This window comes from Nocardia sp. NPDC051911, assembly GCF_040681035.1.
Taxonomy (GTDB): domain Bacteria; phylum Actinomycetota; class Actinomycetes; order Mycobacteriales; family Mycobacteriaceae; genus Nocardia; species Nocardia sichangensis.
This window is the reverse complement of sequence record NZ_JBFAXY010000005.1, coordinates 196451-213085: the sequence shown is the minus strand read 5'-3', so window position 1 is coordinate 213085 and position 16635 is coordinate 196451. Positions and strand designations below refer to the sequence as shown.

The following is a 16635-nucleotide window of genomic DNA, read 5'->3' as shown; positions in this document are numbered from 1 at the left end:
GTCTTTCGAGAGGGAGAGGAGGGGATCAGAAGGTGGCATCGACCGAGCGGCGGCGCAGAATCCGCTTGTCGATCTTCCCGACGGGGTTCTTCGGGATCTCGTCTACGGTCACGATCAGCTCGGGAAGCTTGTAGGCGGCCAAAGACTTCCGCAGTAGCTCGAGAATCTGTTCCGGCTCGACCGCGGCACCGTCGCGATAGGACACGAAGGCGATGGGCACTTCGCCGTAGACCGGGTGCGGTCGACCGATCACGGCGGCCTCGAGCACCTGTGGGTGGGTGTAGATCGCGGACTCGATCTCCTTGGGATAGATGTTCTCTCCGCCGCGGATGATCATGTCCTTGATGCGGTCGACCAGGGTGAGGTAGCCGTCGGCGTCCATGCGACCGATGTCTCCGGTGTGCAGCCAGCCATCGACGATCACCTTGGCCGTTTCCTCCGGCCGGCCCAGATATCCCCGCATCACGGTCGGGCCTTTGACCACGACCTCGCCCACCGATCCGGCGCTGAGGAAATTGCCGTCGCTGTCGACGATGGCGATCTCTTGGCCCGGCAGCGCGAGACCGACGGTGCCGGGTTTGCGGACACCGTCGAGTGGATTGCCCGTGCTCGCGCACGTCCCCTCCGACAGGCCATAGCCTTCGTAGATCGGGATTCCGTAGCGCTCCTCGAATCGGGTGAGCAGTTCGACCGGCATCGGAGCCGCACCGCAGAGCGCGAACCGGACCGAGGAGGTGTCGGGCCGGATCTCCGCCGGCAGCGCCGACAGCATGGCGTAGATGGCGGGCACCGCGGAGAAATAGGTCGGCCGCGCCGCCTCCACCCTGTCGAAAAAGGTCCGCGGCGAGAACCGGCCCGCGACTGTGGCCCGGCCGCCGGCGAGCAGCGGCGACAGCACGCTGACCACGATGCCGTTGACGTGGAACAGCGGCAGGATCAGCAGACTGTGGTCCTCGGCGGTCAACCGCATACCCGCGACCATCGTCTCGGCCATCACCATGATGTTCGCGTGCGTCAACTCGACGCCCTTGGGACGTCCGGTGGTACCGCTGGTGTAGATGATCAACGCGAGCGCGTCGTTGGAGAACTCGGTCGCTTCCGCGGCGCCGCCGCGGCCTTCGTGCCGATTCAGCTCCGCCAGCGCAATTCGCTGCGGTTGATCGGCCTGGCCGGCCTCGCGTTCGTCAGCGCAGACAAGGACGCGAGCGCGGGAATCGGCCAGCTGATAGTCGGACTCGGCCGCGGTCGACGACGGGTCGATCGGCGTCGCCGCGGCGCCCAGCCGCCAAGCCGCGAACAATGTCACGATCAATTCGAGCCGGTTCGGCAACATCACGGCCACGACATCGCCGACACCGATCCCCGCCTCCGACAACCGATCGGCGTACTTCCGCACGAAGTCGAGGAACTCGGCGTTGGTGATACTTCCCGAGTTGTCGTCGGCAAGACACGGGTTGGTGGGGAAGCCTCCGGCACGTATATCCGGCAGGGCAGCGAAGTGCATGTCGATCTCCTTGCTAACTCGGCAGCTCACTTGCGTGAACGCCACGTTAGGAAGGAGATGTGACCTGGACCATATTGTGAGCGCATGAAGATAGCGGGAGGGATCGTGCGCCGCGCACGACGGATGTCTCGGTCACCCCACGGGCTGCAGCACGGTCGACCCCAGCCATCGGCAGGCCAGCAGGGCGACCTCGACCTCCAGTCGTCGCTCCCGAAGTGAATGTCCCAGTACCGCCTCCGCCTTACGGATCCGGTACTGGACGGTGTTGCGGTGCAGCACCAGCCGCTCTGCTGTTGTCTGGAAGCTGCCGTTCGTCTCCAGGAAGACACGCGCGGTCTCGCGGAGTTGCGCCGTGGCATCGTCATCACGCGCAAGCGACCCGAGAATTTCGCTGATCCATGCCCGGGTGGCGGTCAGGTCCGAGCACATCAGCGCGATCGGCCCGAGCTGAGCCGAACAAGACATCGACGCACGCTGCGGTGCCGGTGCGGACATCGCGACGACCTGCGCTTGTGCCGCCTGGCGATGGGTCAGCCGGAAGCCTTCCAGTCCGGTGGCAGGTCTGCCCACCGCTGCCCATGTCTGCTCCGGAGTGCGCACCGCGGCGGGATCGACATCCAGTTCCGGTTGCGGGAGCCACGCCCACAGGGTCGATTCGTCGGCCGGGATCAGCAGCGGTGGTCCTTGGCAGGACAACTGATCGGCGATGGCCGTCGCCACTTGTTTGGCCGCGCGCAGTTGATCGGCGCCCGCGTCGGACCAAATGACCATGCCGAGGTGGGTTCGGTCGAGCCGATATCCCAGTGTGCGCTCGCTGTCATCCGGGTCGACGCGCTGTCCGGACAGGATCGAGCGCACCCTCGCGGTACGGACGGCCATCTGGTTCTGCAGCCACCGGTCCCGCTCGTCCTGGTAGGCGGTCACGACTTGTTGGGAGACCCGATCGATATAGGCGAACGAGCGGTCGGTCATCTCGGCCACTGCGGAGGTGATCAGGGCGACGTCGTTGGTCGCCGCGGTGAGCTCGCCGAGCATGTGGTCGTTGAACAGTCGCTGCCCGATGCGGTAGGCCCGCAGCAGGGCGGCGATCGAAGTGCCGCGCTGGGCCATGCGCCGGGCGTATTCCAATGCCTCCGTGGGAGCTTCGAGTTCGTCGATGTCGAGCCCCAGTTCGTAGATATGCAACGCGATCACGACGTTGCCGGTGACGCTGGCCCGCAGTAGTGACTCCACGCGGCTGTCGCCGCGCAGCTCCGGCTCGATGTGGAGCATCTGCTCCGTCAAACGTTCGGACAAGCCGAGCGCATGTCGGCTCAGTTCTCCCGCGATCCTCGCGAGCAGTTCCGCGGCGTCGCTCCGCATGATCATCCTGACCGCTTCACGATCGAGCGGACTCCGGGGGGCTCGACCTTCGACCGCCCACGATCCGCAGCGCGAGGTCCGCGTAATAGTCGCCGATGTCCTCCGGTGACCAGGAGCCACCCTCGTGGTACCAGCGCGCGATATCTATTCCCAGCGAAAGCAGAGCGGCCGCGGCCATATGGGTATTCGAGTTCTCGAACACCCCCGCGGCCGCCCCGCGCTCGATCAAGCACCGGACCTCGCCCTCGATCGCACGCCGGATTGCCTTGATCTCCTGTTGATGTTCTGGGCTCAGTGCGGCGAGCTCATAATTGATGATTCGGGCGACGGTGTGGGAGCGGGCGTGATGGATCGTGAACTCCCGCATCACGGCGATCAGTTGCTCGGCGGGGTCTTGTGCCGAAACGATGGCAGTGCGGACGCGCTCCAGGGTCTCCAGGTGACCGGCGCGTGAGATCTGGTAGAGCAACTCTTCCTTGGAACGGTGATACACGTAGATCGTCCCCGTGCTCACCCCGGCGATCGATGTGATGTCGCGGGTGGTCGACCCGTGGAAGCCGCGTTCAGCGAAGGCCACCACCGCGGCGTCGAGCAGCCGCGCTCGGGTCTGATCCGCGCGCGATAGGTCCTCTGTATCGGTCACCTGGACAGTATGGCTCTACACAACGAGCACGAGTTTGCCGGTATCGGCACCTGTGAGCAGCATGTTCAGTGCATTCAGCTTTCTCACGCGGGCAGCCCGACGAGGTCCGCCAGCAATCTCCGATGGTGGCCGGGACTTCCCAGTCCTATCTGGTCGGCCTTCGCGCGTTTGAGGTACAGGTGTGCCGGGTGCTCCCAGGTCATGCCGATCCCGCCGTGCAATTGGATGGCCTCCTCGGCGGCCCGCACCGCGATATCGCTGCAATAGGACGCCGCGACGGCGGTGGCGATCACGCTGTCGGGGTCGTCGGCCGCGTATGTTCCCGCCGCATACCGCGCGGCGGCCGAGGCCGACTCGACCTCGACGTACAGGTCGGCGAGGCGGTGCTTGATCGCCTGGAATCCGCCGACCACCCGGCCGAATTGGCGTCGCAGCTTCAGATACTCGACGGTTGTCTCCAGGCACCAGGCGGCGATTCCGGCTTGCTCGGACGCGAGGAGTGCGGCGCCGAGTGTCAAGCCGGATTGGATAGCTGCCCAACCGGATTCGGCGGCGACGACGACCCGGCCCGGCACGGAGTCGACAGCGACGTCAGCCAGCGGGCGGGTCATATCCAGGGAGACCACCGGCTTGATCTGCGCCGCGGCGGCCGTCAACGCGTGCACCTCCGTGCCGTCGGCCGTCTCGACGGCGGCCAGCAGCACATCGGCGTCGAGCGCGCCGGCGACGCTGGTAACCAGTCCGGACAGCCTGCCCTGCGCATCAGCCGTCAAGGTCGGGATGTGCGTCGCGAGCGCGGTGGAGAACGGCGTCAGCAGCGCTGCGCTGCAACTACCGTCGCCGAGTCGACCGACCAGCGTGGAGTCGCCCGCGAGCAGGACGGTCGAGGCAATGACGCTGCTGGTCAGAAATGGGACCGGTGCGACGAACCGTCCGAACTCCTCGAGGACGACGGCGGCGTCACGGGCCGTACCGCCCGCTCCGCCGCGGTCCTCGGGGATGAGGAGACCAGCGAGCCCGAGGTCGTCGGTGATCGATGTCCACAGCGTCCGGGTCAGTGTCCGATCGCCGTCGTAGGCCCGCGCGACCGCGGACGGGTCGCATCGGGTGGTGAGCAGGTCACGCACCGCGCTGCGCAAGGAGGTCTCGACATCGGTATCGAGCAGCAGGATGTCGCTCATCGGCTCAGGTCCTTCCAGGCGATGTCCTTGTCCGCACGGGGTTCACCGGGCAGCCCGAGGACCCGTTCGGCGATGATGTTGCGCAGGATTTCGGAGGTTCCGCCCTCGATAGAATTGCCTTTGGCCCTCAGGAAGCGGTAACCGGCGCCACGACCGGCGAAATCGACCCGGTCGGGGCGCACCATCGTCCAATCGTCGTATCGCAGGCCGTCCTCGCCGTGCAGTTCGACCTCCAATCCGGCAACCTGCTGGTTGACTCGGGCGAACGACAGCTTGACGGCGGAGGTTTCCGGCCCGGGCTGGCCGCCGGCCACCTGCTGACGCAGCCGGGTCGCCGCCAGCCGGGAGACCTCGGCATCCACCCACGATCGCAACAGCCGGTGGTGCAATTCGGGGGTGCGCTTTTCCGGGAATTCGCGCCAGAGGCCGGCGGCGGCGCCCAGCACTCCGCTCTCGCGGGGGAGCGCGCGCCCCCCGATCGAGACGCGCTCATTGTTCAAAGTGGTGGTTGCGACTCGCCAGCCTTCTCCTTCCTTGCCGAGGCGGTGCGTGTCGGGGATCCGAACGTCGGTCAGGAAGACTTCGTTGAATTCCGCTTCGCCGGTGATCTGCCGCAGCGGCCGCACCTCGACTCCGGGTGCGGTCATATCGCAGATGAAGTAGGTCAGCCCCGCATGCTTGGGCCGGCTGGGATCGGTGCGTGCCACGAGGATCGCCAATTGCGCTTTGTGCGCGACCGAAGTCCACACTTTCTGCCCGTTGACGACCCAGTCACCGCCGTCACGCACTGCTCTGGTGGCGATCGCGGCCAGGTCCGAGCCTGCCCCCGGTTCACTGAACAGCTGGCACCAGATCTCCTCCCCGCTCCACAGCGGACGCAGGAAGCGCTGCCGTTGTTCCGTCGTGCCGTGGGCGAGGATCGTCGGCGCGGCCATACCCAGACCGATACCGTTGATCGCCGCGTTGTTGTCCGGAGATCCGGCCTGCTCGAACAGGGCGTCGACGAACGGTTGCAGTTCCCGGTCGACGGCCCGGCCACCGAGCCCGATCGGAAAGTGAACCCAGGCCAGGCCCGCGTCGAACCTGGCGCGGTGAAAGGTCACGGCATCGGTGGTGGCCGGATCGTGCTTTTCGAGTACGGCTTCCACCCCGCGCCGCAGATCGTCGCGGACCGCGTCGGGTCGAGTCATCTGTCATCCTTCTGATCGGCCGTCACGGCACCAGCACCGCGACCGTCTCGGCCACACACGCGGGCTTGTCCGAGCCGTCGAGTTCCACGGTCACTCGGAGCACTGCTTGCGACCCGATCGTGCCCGGCGCGAGCGAGACCAGTTCGACACCGGCTCGGACCCGGGATCCGGCCGGGACCGGAGTGGGGAATCGGACCTTGTTGGTGCCGTAGTTGACACCCATGGACAGGCCCCGCACGGCGTATACCTGACCGGCCAGCATCGGCACCATCGAGAGGGTGAGAAACCCGTGTGCGACGGTGGTGCCGAACGGTCCGGCGGCGGCTTTCGCGGGATCCACATGGATCCATTGGTGATCCCCGGTAGCTTCGGCGAAGCGATCGATCTGTTCCTGGGTCACCGTGTGCCAATCGCTGTATCCGAGGTGGGTGCCGACCGCGGCCTCCAGCTCGGACAGGCCCTGGAATATCTGCACAGCTCTCCTTCCTCCGTTCAGTTCCGTGGGCCGCCGGCCACGTAGATCACCTGGCCGGACACGAAGCCGGCCCCCTCGCTCACCAGGAACGACACGGTGTGCGCGATGTCGGCGGGAGTGCCGGTACGGGCAACCGGAATCTGGGCGGCCATCGCCGCCTTGAGGTCCTCGAAGGAGATGTTCATCCGGGCGGCCGTGGCCGCGGTCATCTCCGTCTCGATGAAACCAGGGGCGACCGCGTTCGCGGTGACGCCGAACTTGCCGAGTTCGAGTGCGAGTGTCTTGGTGAATCCCTGCAGCCCGGCCTTGGCGGCCGCGTAGTTGGCCTGGCCACGGTTGCCGAGCGCCGAGGTGCTGGACAGGTTGACGATGCGACCCCACTTCTGCTCGATCATGTGCGCCTGCGCTGCCCGGGCCAGCAGGAACGAACCGCGCAGGTGCACGTTCATGACGGCATCCCAGTCGTCGGCACTCATCTTGAACAGCAGATTGTCACGCAGGATCCCGGCGTTGTTGACCAGCACCGTCGGTGCGCCGAGCGCGGCGGCCACGCGATCGACCGCCTGGGTGACCGCGGCCTCGTCGGAAACATCGACACCGACCGCGAGCGCGCGTCCACCGGCTGCCTCGATGTCGTCGACGACCGTCTTGCAGGCGGCCTCGTCCAAGTCGAGCACGGCTACTGCCATACCGTCGGCGGCCAGCCGCCGGGCGACAGCGGCGCCGATTCCGCGAGCCGCGCCGGTGACGATGGCGGTCCGCTGTGTCGGATCGGTCATGAATACTCCTCGAAGATGTGATTGCGGTGGAATTGCTGAGTTCAGGGGGTGTAGACCACGCGACCGACGGTCTTGCCGTCCGCGAGTCGCTGCACGGCGTCGGCGACCTCCGCCAGTCCCAGCCGCGCGCCGACCAGAGGACGGATCGCGCCGTCGGCGGCAAGTGCGGTCAGCGCGCGATGGCATTCGGCGACGGCGCCCGGGTCCTGGGTGTTGTACAAACCCCAGTGCAGGCCGAGGATCGAATAGTTCTTGACCAGCGCATGATTCAATGCCGGTGCTTGGATCTCGCCGCCGGCGAATCCGACGACCACGATGCGGCCCTCGAAGGCGACGCATTTCGTGGACCGTTGGTACACCTCGCCGCCGACCGGGTCGTAGATCACGTCGGCGCCACGACCGCCGGTTACGTCCTTCACAACGTCGACGAAGTCCAGCTGATGCCGATCGATGACCACGTCGGCGCCCAGATCCTCGGCGTAGGAGGCTTTTTCGGCGCCACCGACAACTCCGATCACCCGGGCGCCCGCGGCCTTGCCGAGCTGGATCGCGGCGCTGCCCACGCCACCTGCCGCGGCATGCACCAGGAGGGTCTCGCCCGCGGTCAATCCGGCGCGCCGATGCAATCCGAACCAGCCGGTCTGGTAGCCGATGAACAGCGAAGCCGCCTCCGCGTCATCCAACGACGGCGGCGCTGGGAAGGTCTGGGCGGCCTCCAGCACGGCGAATTCCGCGAAACCACCGTGCGGCAGCGCCGCGCCTCCGAGCACCCGGTCACCGGCAGCGATCCCGGCCACGTCGGCACCGACCGCCACCACTTCGCCACACAACTCGACGCCGGGCGTGAACGGCAACGGCGGCCGGACCTGATAGAGGCCGCGGCACATCAGTACATCGGGAAAGTTCGCCGCGGCGCCGCGGACCCGCACGACAACCTGGCTTGGGCCGGGCTCGGGAACTTCCACCTCCTCCAGCCGCAGCACCGTGCCCGGTTCGCCCAGCTCATGGACTCGCCACGCTTTCATCCGCGCCATGTCAGATTCCGCCTGTCAGCGTGACGCCGCCGTCCACGACCAGCAATTGCCCCGTCAGCCAGCTCGCGTCGTCGGAGAGCAGAAACGCCACCACACTGCCGATGTCCTCGGGCACGCCGAGCCGCTTCAGCGGGTACGCCGCGGCGACCTCGTCCTCCCTGCCGTCGTAGAGAGCAGTGGCGAACTTCGTCTTCACCACCGCCGGGGCGACGGCGTTGACCCGTAGGTTCGGGCCGAGTTCGACCGCGAGTTCCTGAGTGATGTGCGTGAGCATCGCCTTGCTCGAACCGTAGAAGCCGATGCCCGGCGCCGGCTTGAGACCTGCGACCGACGACACGTTCACGATCGCGCCGCCGAAGTCCTTCATCCAGGCCCGATACGCCTGCTGCACCCACGACAGCGCGGCCAGGCAGTTGACCTCGACTATCTTGCGGGCCACGTCCAACGGCAGATCGACCATCGGCCCGAACGCCGGGTTGATGCCGGTGTTGTTGACGAGGAGGTCGGCGCTACCGAACGTGTCGATCGCGCGAGCGACGGTCTCCGCCTGGTGCTCGACGTCATCGGCACGGCCCGCGACGGCCAGCGCGCGGTCCGGCCCGCCCAGTGCTTCCACCGCTTCGTCGAGCGCGTCCTGTTTGCGGGCGGTGATCACGACTCGCGCCCCCTCGTCCACCAAACGCTGCGCGATGCCGAGCCCGATGCCCCGGCTCGCACCGGTGACTATCGCTGTCTTGCCTTCGAATCTGTTCATCATTGAATCCCTTTCGCGGAGTCAGCGGTTACGACAGGCGCTCCAGCACCATCGCCATGCCCTGACCGCCGCCGACGCACATCGTTTCCAAACCGATCTGCTTGTCGTGGAACTGCAGGGAGTTGATCAGGGTGCTGGTGATGCGGGCGCCGGTCATGCCGAATGGGTGACCCACCGCGATCGAGCCGCCGTTGATGTTGAGCTTGTCGAAGTCGACGCCCAGCTCCCGCGCCGAGGGGATGACCTGGGCGGCGAAGGCTTCGTTGATTTCGACCAGGTCGATGTCATCGATGGTCATCCCGGCCCGGGCCAGCGCCTGCTTGGACGCCTCCACCGGCCCCAGGCCCATGATCTCCGGCGACAGCGCGCTGACTCCGGTCGCGACGATCCGAGCCAGTGGCGTCAGGCCGAGTTCGGCGGCCTTGGTGTCCGACATGATGACGACCGCGGCGGCGCCGTCGTTGAGCGGGCAGCAGTTTGCGGCCGTCACCGTCCCGTCTGGCCGGAACACCGGCTTCAGTTCGGCGACCTTCTCCAGGGTGACTCCAGGCCGCGGGCCATCGTCGTGCGAGACGACACTGCCGTCGGGCAGGGTGATCGCGGTGATGTCGCGCTCCCAGAATCCGTTGGCGAGGGCGGCCTCGGCGAGGTTCTGGCTGCGGACACCGAAAGCGTCCTGTTCGGCACGGCTCACACCGCACAGTTGCGCCACGTTCTCCGCGGTCTGCCCCATCGCGATATAGACGTCCGGCAGTAGATCCTCGGTGCGCGGGTCGGTCCAGGCCTCGCCGCCCGCAGCGAATTTCGCCGTACGGCGCACCGCGTCGGCGAATACGGGGTTCTCGGTGCCGGGCAGGCCGTCGGCACTGCCCGTGACGTAGCGGCTCACGGTCTCCACGCCGGCCGAGATGAAGACGTCTCCCTCGCCGGCCCGGATGGCGTGTAGCGCCATGCGGGTCGTCTGCAAACTGGACGAGCAGTACCGGTTGACCGTTGTGCCGGGCACCCGATCCAGGCCCGCCAGAATCGCCACGACTCGAGCGAGGTTGAAGCCCGACTCACCGGCGGGCTGGCCACACCCGAGCATCAAGTCGTCGATGCCGTTCGGACTGAGGGCAGGCACCTTCGCCAGCGCGGCCCGGACGATCTGCGCCCCCAAGTCGTCGGGGCGGAGATCCCGCAACGAGCCCTTGCCTGCGCGACCGATCGGCGAGCGGGCGACAGAGACGATGACGGCTTCGGGCATGACTGTGAACCTTCCAGCAAGTAACTGAGCGCTTGTTAACCTATCGACACCATGCTGGACGGACCGTCGATGGTCAATACGTCACAGTGAATTGGGACTGTGACACAGGGCACAAGACGGCGCGGTCGCTCAGCAGACGGCTTGCGTCCGACGCAGCAGCCATCATTGGATGAGTACAGCGACGATCGAATGGATAGCCTTGTGGGGCAACGGATCCCCGGCCCTGTGCGGCAGCGGATCCGGCGGGACCTTCACCACCCGATTCTGAGGTGCGCCGCCCCCGAGCGCGGCGGTACGGCCGCGCTCGGTGCGGTTGTGCCTCTGCTGGTCGCCACCATCGATGGGGGTCGGGACCTGTCGTCGATGTGCGGGATACCGGCCGACAGCTCCTATCGTCTGCTGCCGGCCCGACGGCTCCGCCTCATTTCAGGTGCCGGGCGAAGAATCGGATCCCTTCGTCCGCCCGAGCGGCCGCACCGCGAAACCCGATGAGGCAGGTGGCGAAGCTGAGCATCAACCCGGTGGAGTCGGTGTTTGCCTGGGAACAGTGCCCGCGCTCGCCGAGGGCCTGGACCGGACACGCGTTGCCGGCCAGGGCCGAATCAGCTGGACGCGCGTAGCGTCGATTCGCTCACTCGGCAGAGCGCTCGGGGAACTGCGTTTTCACCGTGTGGAGGTCTCCGGCCCGAGCCCGGACGGGCGCTGGGTTCGCGTGGCTTCCGCTCGAGGTGCTGGGCCGGTGAGTCCCCCGGTCCTGCGCATTCCGAGGAACATCGAGGCCAGGCCGAGCAGCACGGCGACGGCGCCGGTGACGACGTTGTTCCAGATCGTCGAGGTGGTGTCGACGTTGCCGCTGACGATCCAGGGGGCGACGATCGTCCAGAGGCCGATCAGGGGAGCGGCCCAGACGATGCCGTGCGTCCGGCCGTACACCGAGGCGAACCCGAGTGCGAGCATGGCCAGAGCGATGCCGACGACGAGGTTGTTGACGGTCAATGTGGAGAGTCCGTTGAACCCGACGACCCAGGGGGAAATCGCGAGGTAGAGCCCGGTCAGGAACATCAGGCCGGTGACCGCTTGGGCGTCGGGTGCCTCGGAGGCGCGCTCGTACTTCTCCCGCAATTCCACGATGTCGGGATGCCGGCTCATCATGGTTTCACTACTCATGTTTCCACCACCCTTCGGACGTAGTGGCGTATCGAAGCTCTCCCGAGCCGGGCGGCTCACGATCGGTTCAGGAACGCGACCCGTCCTGATCGCCGCTCACTTATATCATCCTGTGATAATATCACTCCATGATGGAAGGGTCGATGTCCTCATCGGGCCACCTCACCGACCAGGAATACACGCGGCTGCTGGCGTTTCGTACCGTGCTGCGCCAGCTGCTGCGCTGGAGTGAGCGTGGGGCGGCCGAAGTGGGACTCACCGACACCCAGCACCAACTCCTGCTGGCGATCCGAGGACACTCCCACCCCGGCGGGCCGAGCATCGGGGAGGTCGCCGGTTACCTGTCCGCCCGCCACCACAGCGTGGTGCAGCTGATCGATCGCACCGAGCAACTCGGCCTCGTCACTCGGAAACGAGGGCAGGGCACCGACCGTCGCGTCGTACACCTCACGCTGACCGAGGCAGGCAAGGAAACGTTGGCCTTGCTCAGCGCCACACATCGGGAAGAACTGGAGCGACTGACTCCCCTCATCGGCGCGCTGGACGATCTCCCCGCCGTAGGGTGAGCGTTGCTCGGTCCGGGTAGGGCCACTTGAGCCGGGATCACCTCGCGATCCGCTCTGGTGGGCCGGGTGCGCCGAGAAGGGTGCGCCCCTCAGCGGCCGAGCAAAGCGCCTGCCCCGTGCGGATTTCGCCCGTCCATGCCCGCATCGTGCCTGATGGGGTTGGTGCGGCAGGAGTGGGAGGACCCGCGCGCGGTTCAGGATCGCGGAAAGCGGATGCGTGGCCCGCGACGCTATCGGGCGGTCTGGGCTGCACCGAACTGCCACTCTCTCGCCTCCCACTGACGGCATTCTTCGCTGACTCTCCAGTCGCCGAACTCAATGCCCAGGGTGTGCTCGCGGATGACGAATTCGAAGCTGAGAAGGCCAGAATCCTCGAATCGTGAGGAAGCTCCTTACATGCCACTGTCCGCCTGTAGAAGGGCGGTGGGTCTCCCAGCAATGGTGCGGGGAGTCGCCGCTCCGACCACAGCTGACCCGTACCGAGCATGCCGTTGTCATCGTTGCGGACAACGACCAGGAAGACCGGGTTCAGCCGTCTCCGCCGATGCCGACGAGTGCGGTTCGCAGGCGGTCGGTGTCCGTCGCGGTCCATCCGGGCGGCGAGAGGATCGCGCTCCAGGCGTCGGCGATATCGACGACGTAGGTGTGTCCATGTCCGTCGGGGACGTTGGTCGACACCGCCATGTCGGCCGCGACCTGGAGAAACGTCACGAACGGGTACCAGCGGGTACTGTCGAGCACATCGTCGCCACGTTCCTCCCGAAGCCAATCCGGCTCATTCAGCAGCAGTTTCGGTGACCACCAGACGATCGGATCGGAGGCGTGCTGCAGATAGACCATCCGTGGCCGTCCCCATGGGGCATCGGGGCGTGCCAGATCCTCGGGCGTCTGCGCGCCGAAGCGGACAGTCCGGCCGTTCTCATAGATGGGCAACCGCTCCGGTGAGCCCGGATCCCGGTTTGTTGTGACGTCGGTCCATATCCGGTTGGCATTGGGCGGTCCGGTGAACAGCACGCCATCGGTCCGCATCTCGACGTCGTCGACGCCACCGAAAGCGCTTTCGCCTCCGAAAGAGCCGAGGCTCTCCCCCATCACGACGAGTTTCGGGCGAGACTCCCGCGGCAGCTTCTTCCACTTGTCGTACACCGCCCCGAACTGCGCCTCTCCGGCCTGGCGGGCCCGTTCCTTGTCCACCAGGAAGGACAGCCAACTCGGCAGATAGGAATACTGAAGCCCCACGATCGCGGTGTCACCGCTGTACATGTATTCCAGCGAAGAAGCCAGACTTTCGTTGATCCATCCGGTACCGGTGGTGACCGCCACGGCGACCACGGCACGGTCGAACCCGCCGGCACGTTCGAGCTCGTCAGCTGCCAGTTCGGCATTCTCCCGAATGGAGTCACCGCCGCTGGCCAGCCCCGCGTAGGCACGGATCGGCTCCACCGCGGGTCGACCACCGTGAAACGCGGACAATTCCTCGACCGTCGGGCCGCGCGAGATGAACGCACGACCTTGACGTCCCAGGGAATCCCAGGAAACCAGTGAGCCAGGACCACCCGAACGTAGCGGCGAGGCCGGCGGGGCATCCCCCGCCTTGGTTTCCTGATTGAGGGACGCGAACGAATCATTGAGCGCGGACATGATCACGCGCACCGCTGCCCCGTTGACGATCGTCACCAGAAGCGCCACCGCGAGCACCCCGATGACGGTCGCCGAGAACCGCCGCGGCACCACTCGACCGACTTTGCGCTCGACCCAGAGCACCGCGTGTAACAGCACCCGTGCGAGCGCGACCAACCCGATGTACAGCGTGGCCGCCAACACCACTATGAGGACATAACCCCACCAGGGGAAGTGGGCGGCGTTCATGAGTTCGCGCAGCTGCGATTGCCAGTTGCCGAACCACACGAGCATCGCTGTGGTTCCGAGCGACGCGATCACCACGGCCGTCCGTCGTACGACTGTCTTCACCGGGGGAGGCGGCTCCCGCTGGACCAGGTAGCGAACGAATTTCGACGCGAAAAACCCTAAGCAATAGCCAATTGCCGCCGATATGCCGGTAACCAGTCCTTGGAAGAATGGCCCGCGCGGAAGAAGGGTGGGAGTCAAGGAGAGCCACGCGAACAGCACCGCGACAACCAGCCCGCCGAACGCATATCGGCCTGGCAGCCAGCGACGACGCTCGTTCGAGCGAACTGAACCAGATTGACGGCCAGCTACACCGTCGGCCACCTCGGTTGGCACACGGCAAGCCTAGCCGCAGGATCGGTATTGCTGGGCAGTTGCGAGCGTCGAAGACTCGCGTCGCCTCCGTTAGACGAAGCTACGGTGTCGGCGCCGTTCGGCGGACCAGGCATCCGGCGTCGCATCCTGGGCCCTGCCCCGCAACCGATGCCTGGGACCGCATATCCCCGGCTCCGTGTTCGCCGCGAACCGTCCGTCGCGCGGGTCGACGGCATTACGCGGTCGCGGAAGCGTGCCGGGGAAATGAACGGCGCTGTGTCGAACCCAGCTCTACGCTGACCCACCTGGACTCGAACCGGTTGAATCGTCGGCGACGGTTGTCAAGGTCAGGGCGTCGAAGGGCCTCTACGACGTCGTCGCTGTTGTGGATCTGCACGGGGACCCGTGTGACGCTCCGCCGTTGCCGCGGGTCGGAGAACAGGTGCGCTGCGTGCGCTCGCGTGTCACGTCGACCAGCTGGCCTCGGCAAGTCGGTGCAGCGCTCTGCGCACAATGGCGCACTGGGCGTCGTGGGCTCGGCGCGGCTGTAGACCACGCCGGCGAGGGTCGGCACCGATTTCCAGACCGGTTCGCCGGTCTGCTCATACGTCTTGGCGTCCTCGGCGAGTGCAGCGTGCTCGCGGCAAGGCTTGGCGGGCATATCCGTCTACCTCGTGACCGGCGCCGGGTTTCATCGGCGCGAACTATGTGCACCACCCGCTGGAGTGGGAGCCGGACGCCGAGGTGGTGGCGGTGGACTACATCGGCTTCGCCAGCAATCTGGCGAACCTCGATGCGGTGATCGTCGGCATCGGCCGGATTTCGTGGTGAATTTCGCGGCGGAGTCGCATAACGATCGCGCGATTCTGGGTCCTCGTCGTTCCGGTGGAGTGGTTCTACCGGCCCGAGCGGCCCGCGCGGGGCTGACCCGAGCCGAGCGTCGGTCGCCGGATGCGCGAGGCTGGGTACCGGTGACCCGGGTGCCATTCGGCCTTCGTCAGCAGCGGCTCGGTGACGCGCGGCACCGTAGGTCGCAGCGCGGGAGGTGGATCGGATCGAGGTGGCCTCGAAGGGCGTCGATCATCGGGAGGGAAGTTTGTGGCGGAGATCGCGGAGTGGGCGCGGCAGCGGCCGTGGGGGGTGCGGCTGGAGTGGGGGCTGGCCGGTGCGCTGGCGCTGGGGCCGGGGAGCGCGTGTGTGGTGGTCATCGACGTCCTGTCGTTCACGACGTCGGTGTCGGTCGCGGTCGAAGCCGGGACGCGAGTGCTGCCCTATCCGTGGCGGGACGGCGGTGCGGCGGAGTTCGCCGCGCGGCACGGCGCGGAGCTGGCGGTGGGGCGGCGGGCGGTATCGGAGCGGCAGCCGTGGTCGCTGTCTCCGGCGGCGTTGCGGTGCGCGCCGGTCGCCGAGCGGCTCGTGTTGCCCTCGCCCAATGGTTCGGCCATCTCCGCGGCCGTCAGCGGTGTGCCGGTGGTCGCGGCGTGCCTGCGCAACGCGAGCGCGGTCGCTCGCTGGATCGCCGGGCGAGGATGGGGAAGCGCGCGCCAGCCGGTCGCCGTGATCGCGGCAGGTGAGCATTGGCCCGGCCGCGACGGGCTGCGGCCAGCGGTGGAGGACTGGCTCGGTACGGGGGCGGTCGCCGCGGCACTGGCGCGCAGCGCAGCCGGGCCGCTGTCTCCGGAAGCGCACGCCGCCGCGGTGGCGTACGGCGGGATCGCCGATGTGGCGGCGCTGATCCGGGACTGCGCCTCCGGCCGCGAACTCGCCGAGGGCGGGTTCGCGCAGGATGTCGCGGCGGCCACCGAACTCGACAGCAGCGGGGTGGTGCCGGTGCTGACCGATGGGGCGTTCGTCGACGCCGCGCGGTGAGCGCGGCCTGGCGCTAGCGGTGGGGGCCGATCAGCCCGATCGCGGATTCGACTGCCACGTCGATGATGTCCGCGATGTCGTCGCCGTCTTCCACGGTGGTGGCGATGAGTTCGCGGAAGCCGCCGAAGAGGATGGTCGCCACTTGGCGGGAGGGCGGCCGTAGTCCGGCGGCCGCGAATTCGGGTGTGTCGGCGAGCTTCTGGATGAGCGCCACGAACGACTCGCCGACCTCGCGCTGCAACTGGCGCGTGTCGTCACCGAGGGCGGGAACGACACGGATCCAGCTGAGAGTGAGGGATGGCTCTTGCTGGGCGGTGCGTATCCACTCTTCGATGGCTTGGCGCACCTGGGTGCGCCAAGCCATGTGCGGGTCGACCGCGGCATCGATCCGCTGGATCATGTCCTTGTGGTGCTCGCTCAGCAGGGCGATGAAGCAGTCCTGTTTGCTGGTGAAGTGCTCGTAGAAGGTGCGGCGCGAGGTGCGGGCATAACGAACCACGTCGGCGACGGTCGAGTCCTGGTAGCCGCGTTCGCGCACGGCGGCGGCCATGGCGTCGAGCAGGCGGCGGCGGAACCCCGAATCCGTGCCGTTGTCGGCGGAGGTGCGGGGTACGGGCGCGGCGCGGGTCACGAGAATCAGGT

16 protein-coding genes are annotated in these 16635 nt (G+C 67.1%); 3 read left to right on the top strand and 13 right to left on the bottom strand.

Annotation, left to right across the window (positions count from 1 at the left end; translation table 11 throughout):
* Positions 1–25: 25 nt before the first annotated feature.
* The 11 genes from AB0L97_RS08630 to AB0L97_RS08580 form a co-directional block, all read right to left on the bottom strand.
* Positions 26–1504, bottom strand: coding sequence for an AMP-binding protein (locus tag AB0L97_RS08630; RefSeq protein ID WP_364426565.1), 1479 nt, complete (start codon positions 1502–1504; stop codon positions 26–28).
* Between the two features lie 132 nt (positions 1505–1636).
* Entirely contained in the window at positions 1637–2866 is a 1230-nt protein-coding gene (locus tag AB0L97_RS08625; protein WP_356964427.1) for a helix-turn-helix domain-containing protein, read from the bottom strand.
* A 16-nt stretch (positions 2867–2882) separates the two neighbouring features.
* Positions 2883–3509 carry a TetR/AcrR family transcriptional regulator gene (locus AB0L97_RS08620; RefSeq protein ID WP_364426561.1) on the bottom strand — a complete coding sequence of 209 codons (627 nt, stop codon included), beginning with the start codon at positions 3507–3509 and terminating at the stop codon, positions 2883–2885.
* A gap of 83 nt (positions 3510–3592) precedes the next feature.
* Positions 3593–4690 (bottom strand): acyl-CoA dehydrogenase family protein, encoded by a 1098-nt coding sequence (locus AB0L97_RS08615; RefSeq protein WP_364426558.1) that lies wholly within the window; start codon positions 4688–4690, stop codon positions 3593–3595.
* Positions 4687–5880, bottom strand: a complete 1194-nt coding sequence (locus AB0L97_RS08610; protein WP_364426555.1) for an acyl-CoA dehydrogenase family protein — start codon at positions 5878–5880, stop codon at positions 4687–4689. Before AB0L97_RS08610 ends, AB0L97_RS08615 begins: the two co-directional genes overlap by 4 nt.
* Positions 5881–5902: 22 nt before the next feature.
* Positions 5903–6355 carry a MaoC family dehydratase gene (locus AB0L97_RS08605; RefSeq protein ID WP_364426552.1) on the bottom strand — a complete coding sequence of 151 codons (453 nt, stop codon included), beginning with the start codon at positions 6353–6355 and terminating at the stop codon, positions 5903–5905.
* A gap of 17 nt (positions 6356–6372) precedes the next feature.
* On the bottom strand, positions 6373–7134 hold the full coding sequence (fabG, locus tag AB0L97_RS08600; RefSeq protein WP_364426549.1) for a 3-oxoacyl-ACP reductase FabG: 762 nt from the start codon (positions 7132–7134) through the stop codon (positions 6373–6375).
* Between the two features lie 41 nt (positions 7135–7175).
* Complete coding sequence (locus AB0L97_RS08595) at positions 7176–8159, bottom strand: NADPH:quinone oxidoreductase family protein (protein ID WP_364426790.1); 984 nt, start codon at positions 8157–8159, stop codon at positions 7176–7178.
* Positions 8160–8169: 10 nt separating this feature from the next.
* Entirely contained in the window at positions 8170–8925 is a 756-nt protein-coding gene (locus AB0L97_RS08590; RefSeq protein ID WP_355074089.1) for an SDR family oxidoreductase, read from the bottom strand.
* Between the two features lie 25 nt (positions 8926–8950).
* Positions 8951–10168, bottom strand: a complete 1218-nt coding sequence (locus AB0L97_RS08585) for an acetyl-CoA C-acetyltransferase (protein ID WP_355074087.1) — start codon at positions 10166–10168, stop codon at positions 8951–8953.
* A gap of 663 nt (positions 10169–10831) precedes the next feature.
* Entirely contained in the window at positions 10832–11335 is a 504-nt protein-coding gene (locus tag AB0L97_RS08580) for an SPW repeat protein (RefSeq protein WP_355074085.1), read from the bottom strand.
* 143 nt (positions 11336–11478) lie between these two features.
* On the opposite strand from AB0L97_RS08580, the gene AB0L97_RS08575 reads away from it, so the two are divergent.
* Positions 11479–11901: a MarR family transcriptional regulator gene (locus AB0L97_RS08575; protein WP_355074084.1), complete on the top strand. Its 423-nt coding sequence runs from the start codon at positions 11479–11481 to the stop codon at positions 11899–11901.
* 528 nt (positions 11902–12429) lie between these two features.
* Here the strand turns inward: AB0L97_RS08575 and AB0L97_RS08570 are convergent.
* Positions 12430–14145 (bottom strand): alpha/beta-hydrolase family protein, encoded by a 1716-nt coding sequence (locus tag AB0L97_RS08570; RefSeq protein WP_364426542.1) that lies wholly within the window; start codon positions 14143–14145, stop codon positions 12430–12432.
* A gap of 687 nt (positions 14146–14832) precedes the next feature.
* Here AB0L97_RS08570 and AB0L97_RS08565 point away from each other — a divergent pair.
* Both AB0L97_RS08565 and AB0L97_RS08560 read left to right on the top strand, forming a co-directional pair.
* Positions 14833–14955: a hypothetical protein gene (locus AB0L97_RS08565; RefSeq protein WP_364426539.1), complete on the top strand. Its 123-nt coding sequence runs from the start codon at positions 14833–14835 to the stop codon at positions 14953–14955.
* Between the two features lie 267 nt (positions 14956–15222).
* The gene (locus AB0L97_RS08560; protein ID WP_364426536.1) at positions 15223–15993 is read left to right on the top strand and encodes a 2-phosphosulfolactate phosphatase; all 771 of its coding nucleotides are present in this window, start codon (positions 15223–15225) and stop codon (positions 15991–15993) included.
* 13 nt (positions 15994–16006) lie between these two features.
* Here the strand turns inward: AB0L97_RS08560 and AB0L97_RS08555 are convergent, their stop codons facing one another.
* Positions 16007–16624 carry a TetR/AcrR family transcriptional regulator gene (locus AB0L97_RS08555; protein WP_364426533.1) on the bottom strand — a complete coding sequence of 206 codons (618 nt, stop codon included), beginning with the start codon at positions 16622–16624 and terminating at the stop codon, positions 16007–16009.
* Positions 16625–16635 lie beyond the last annotated feature (11 nt).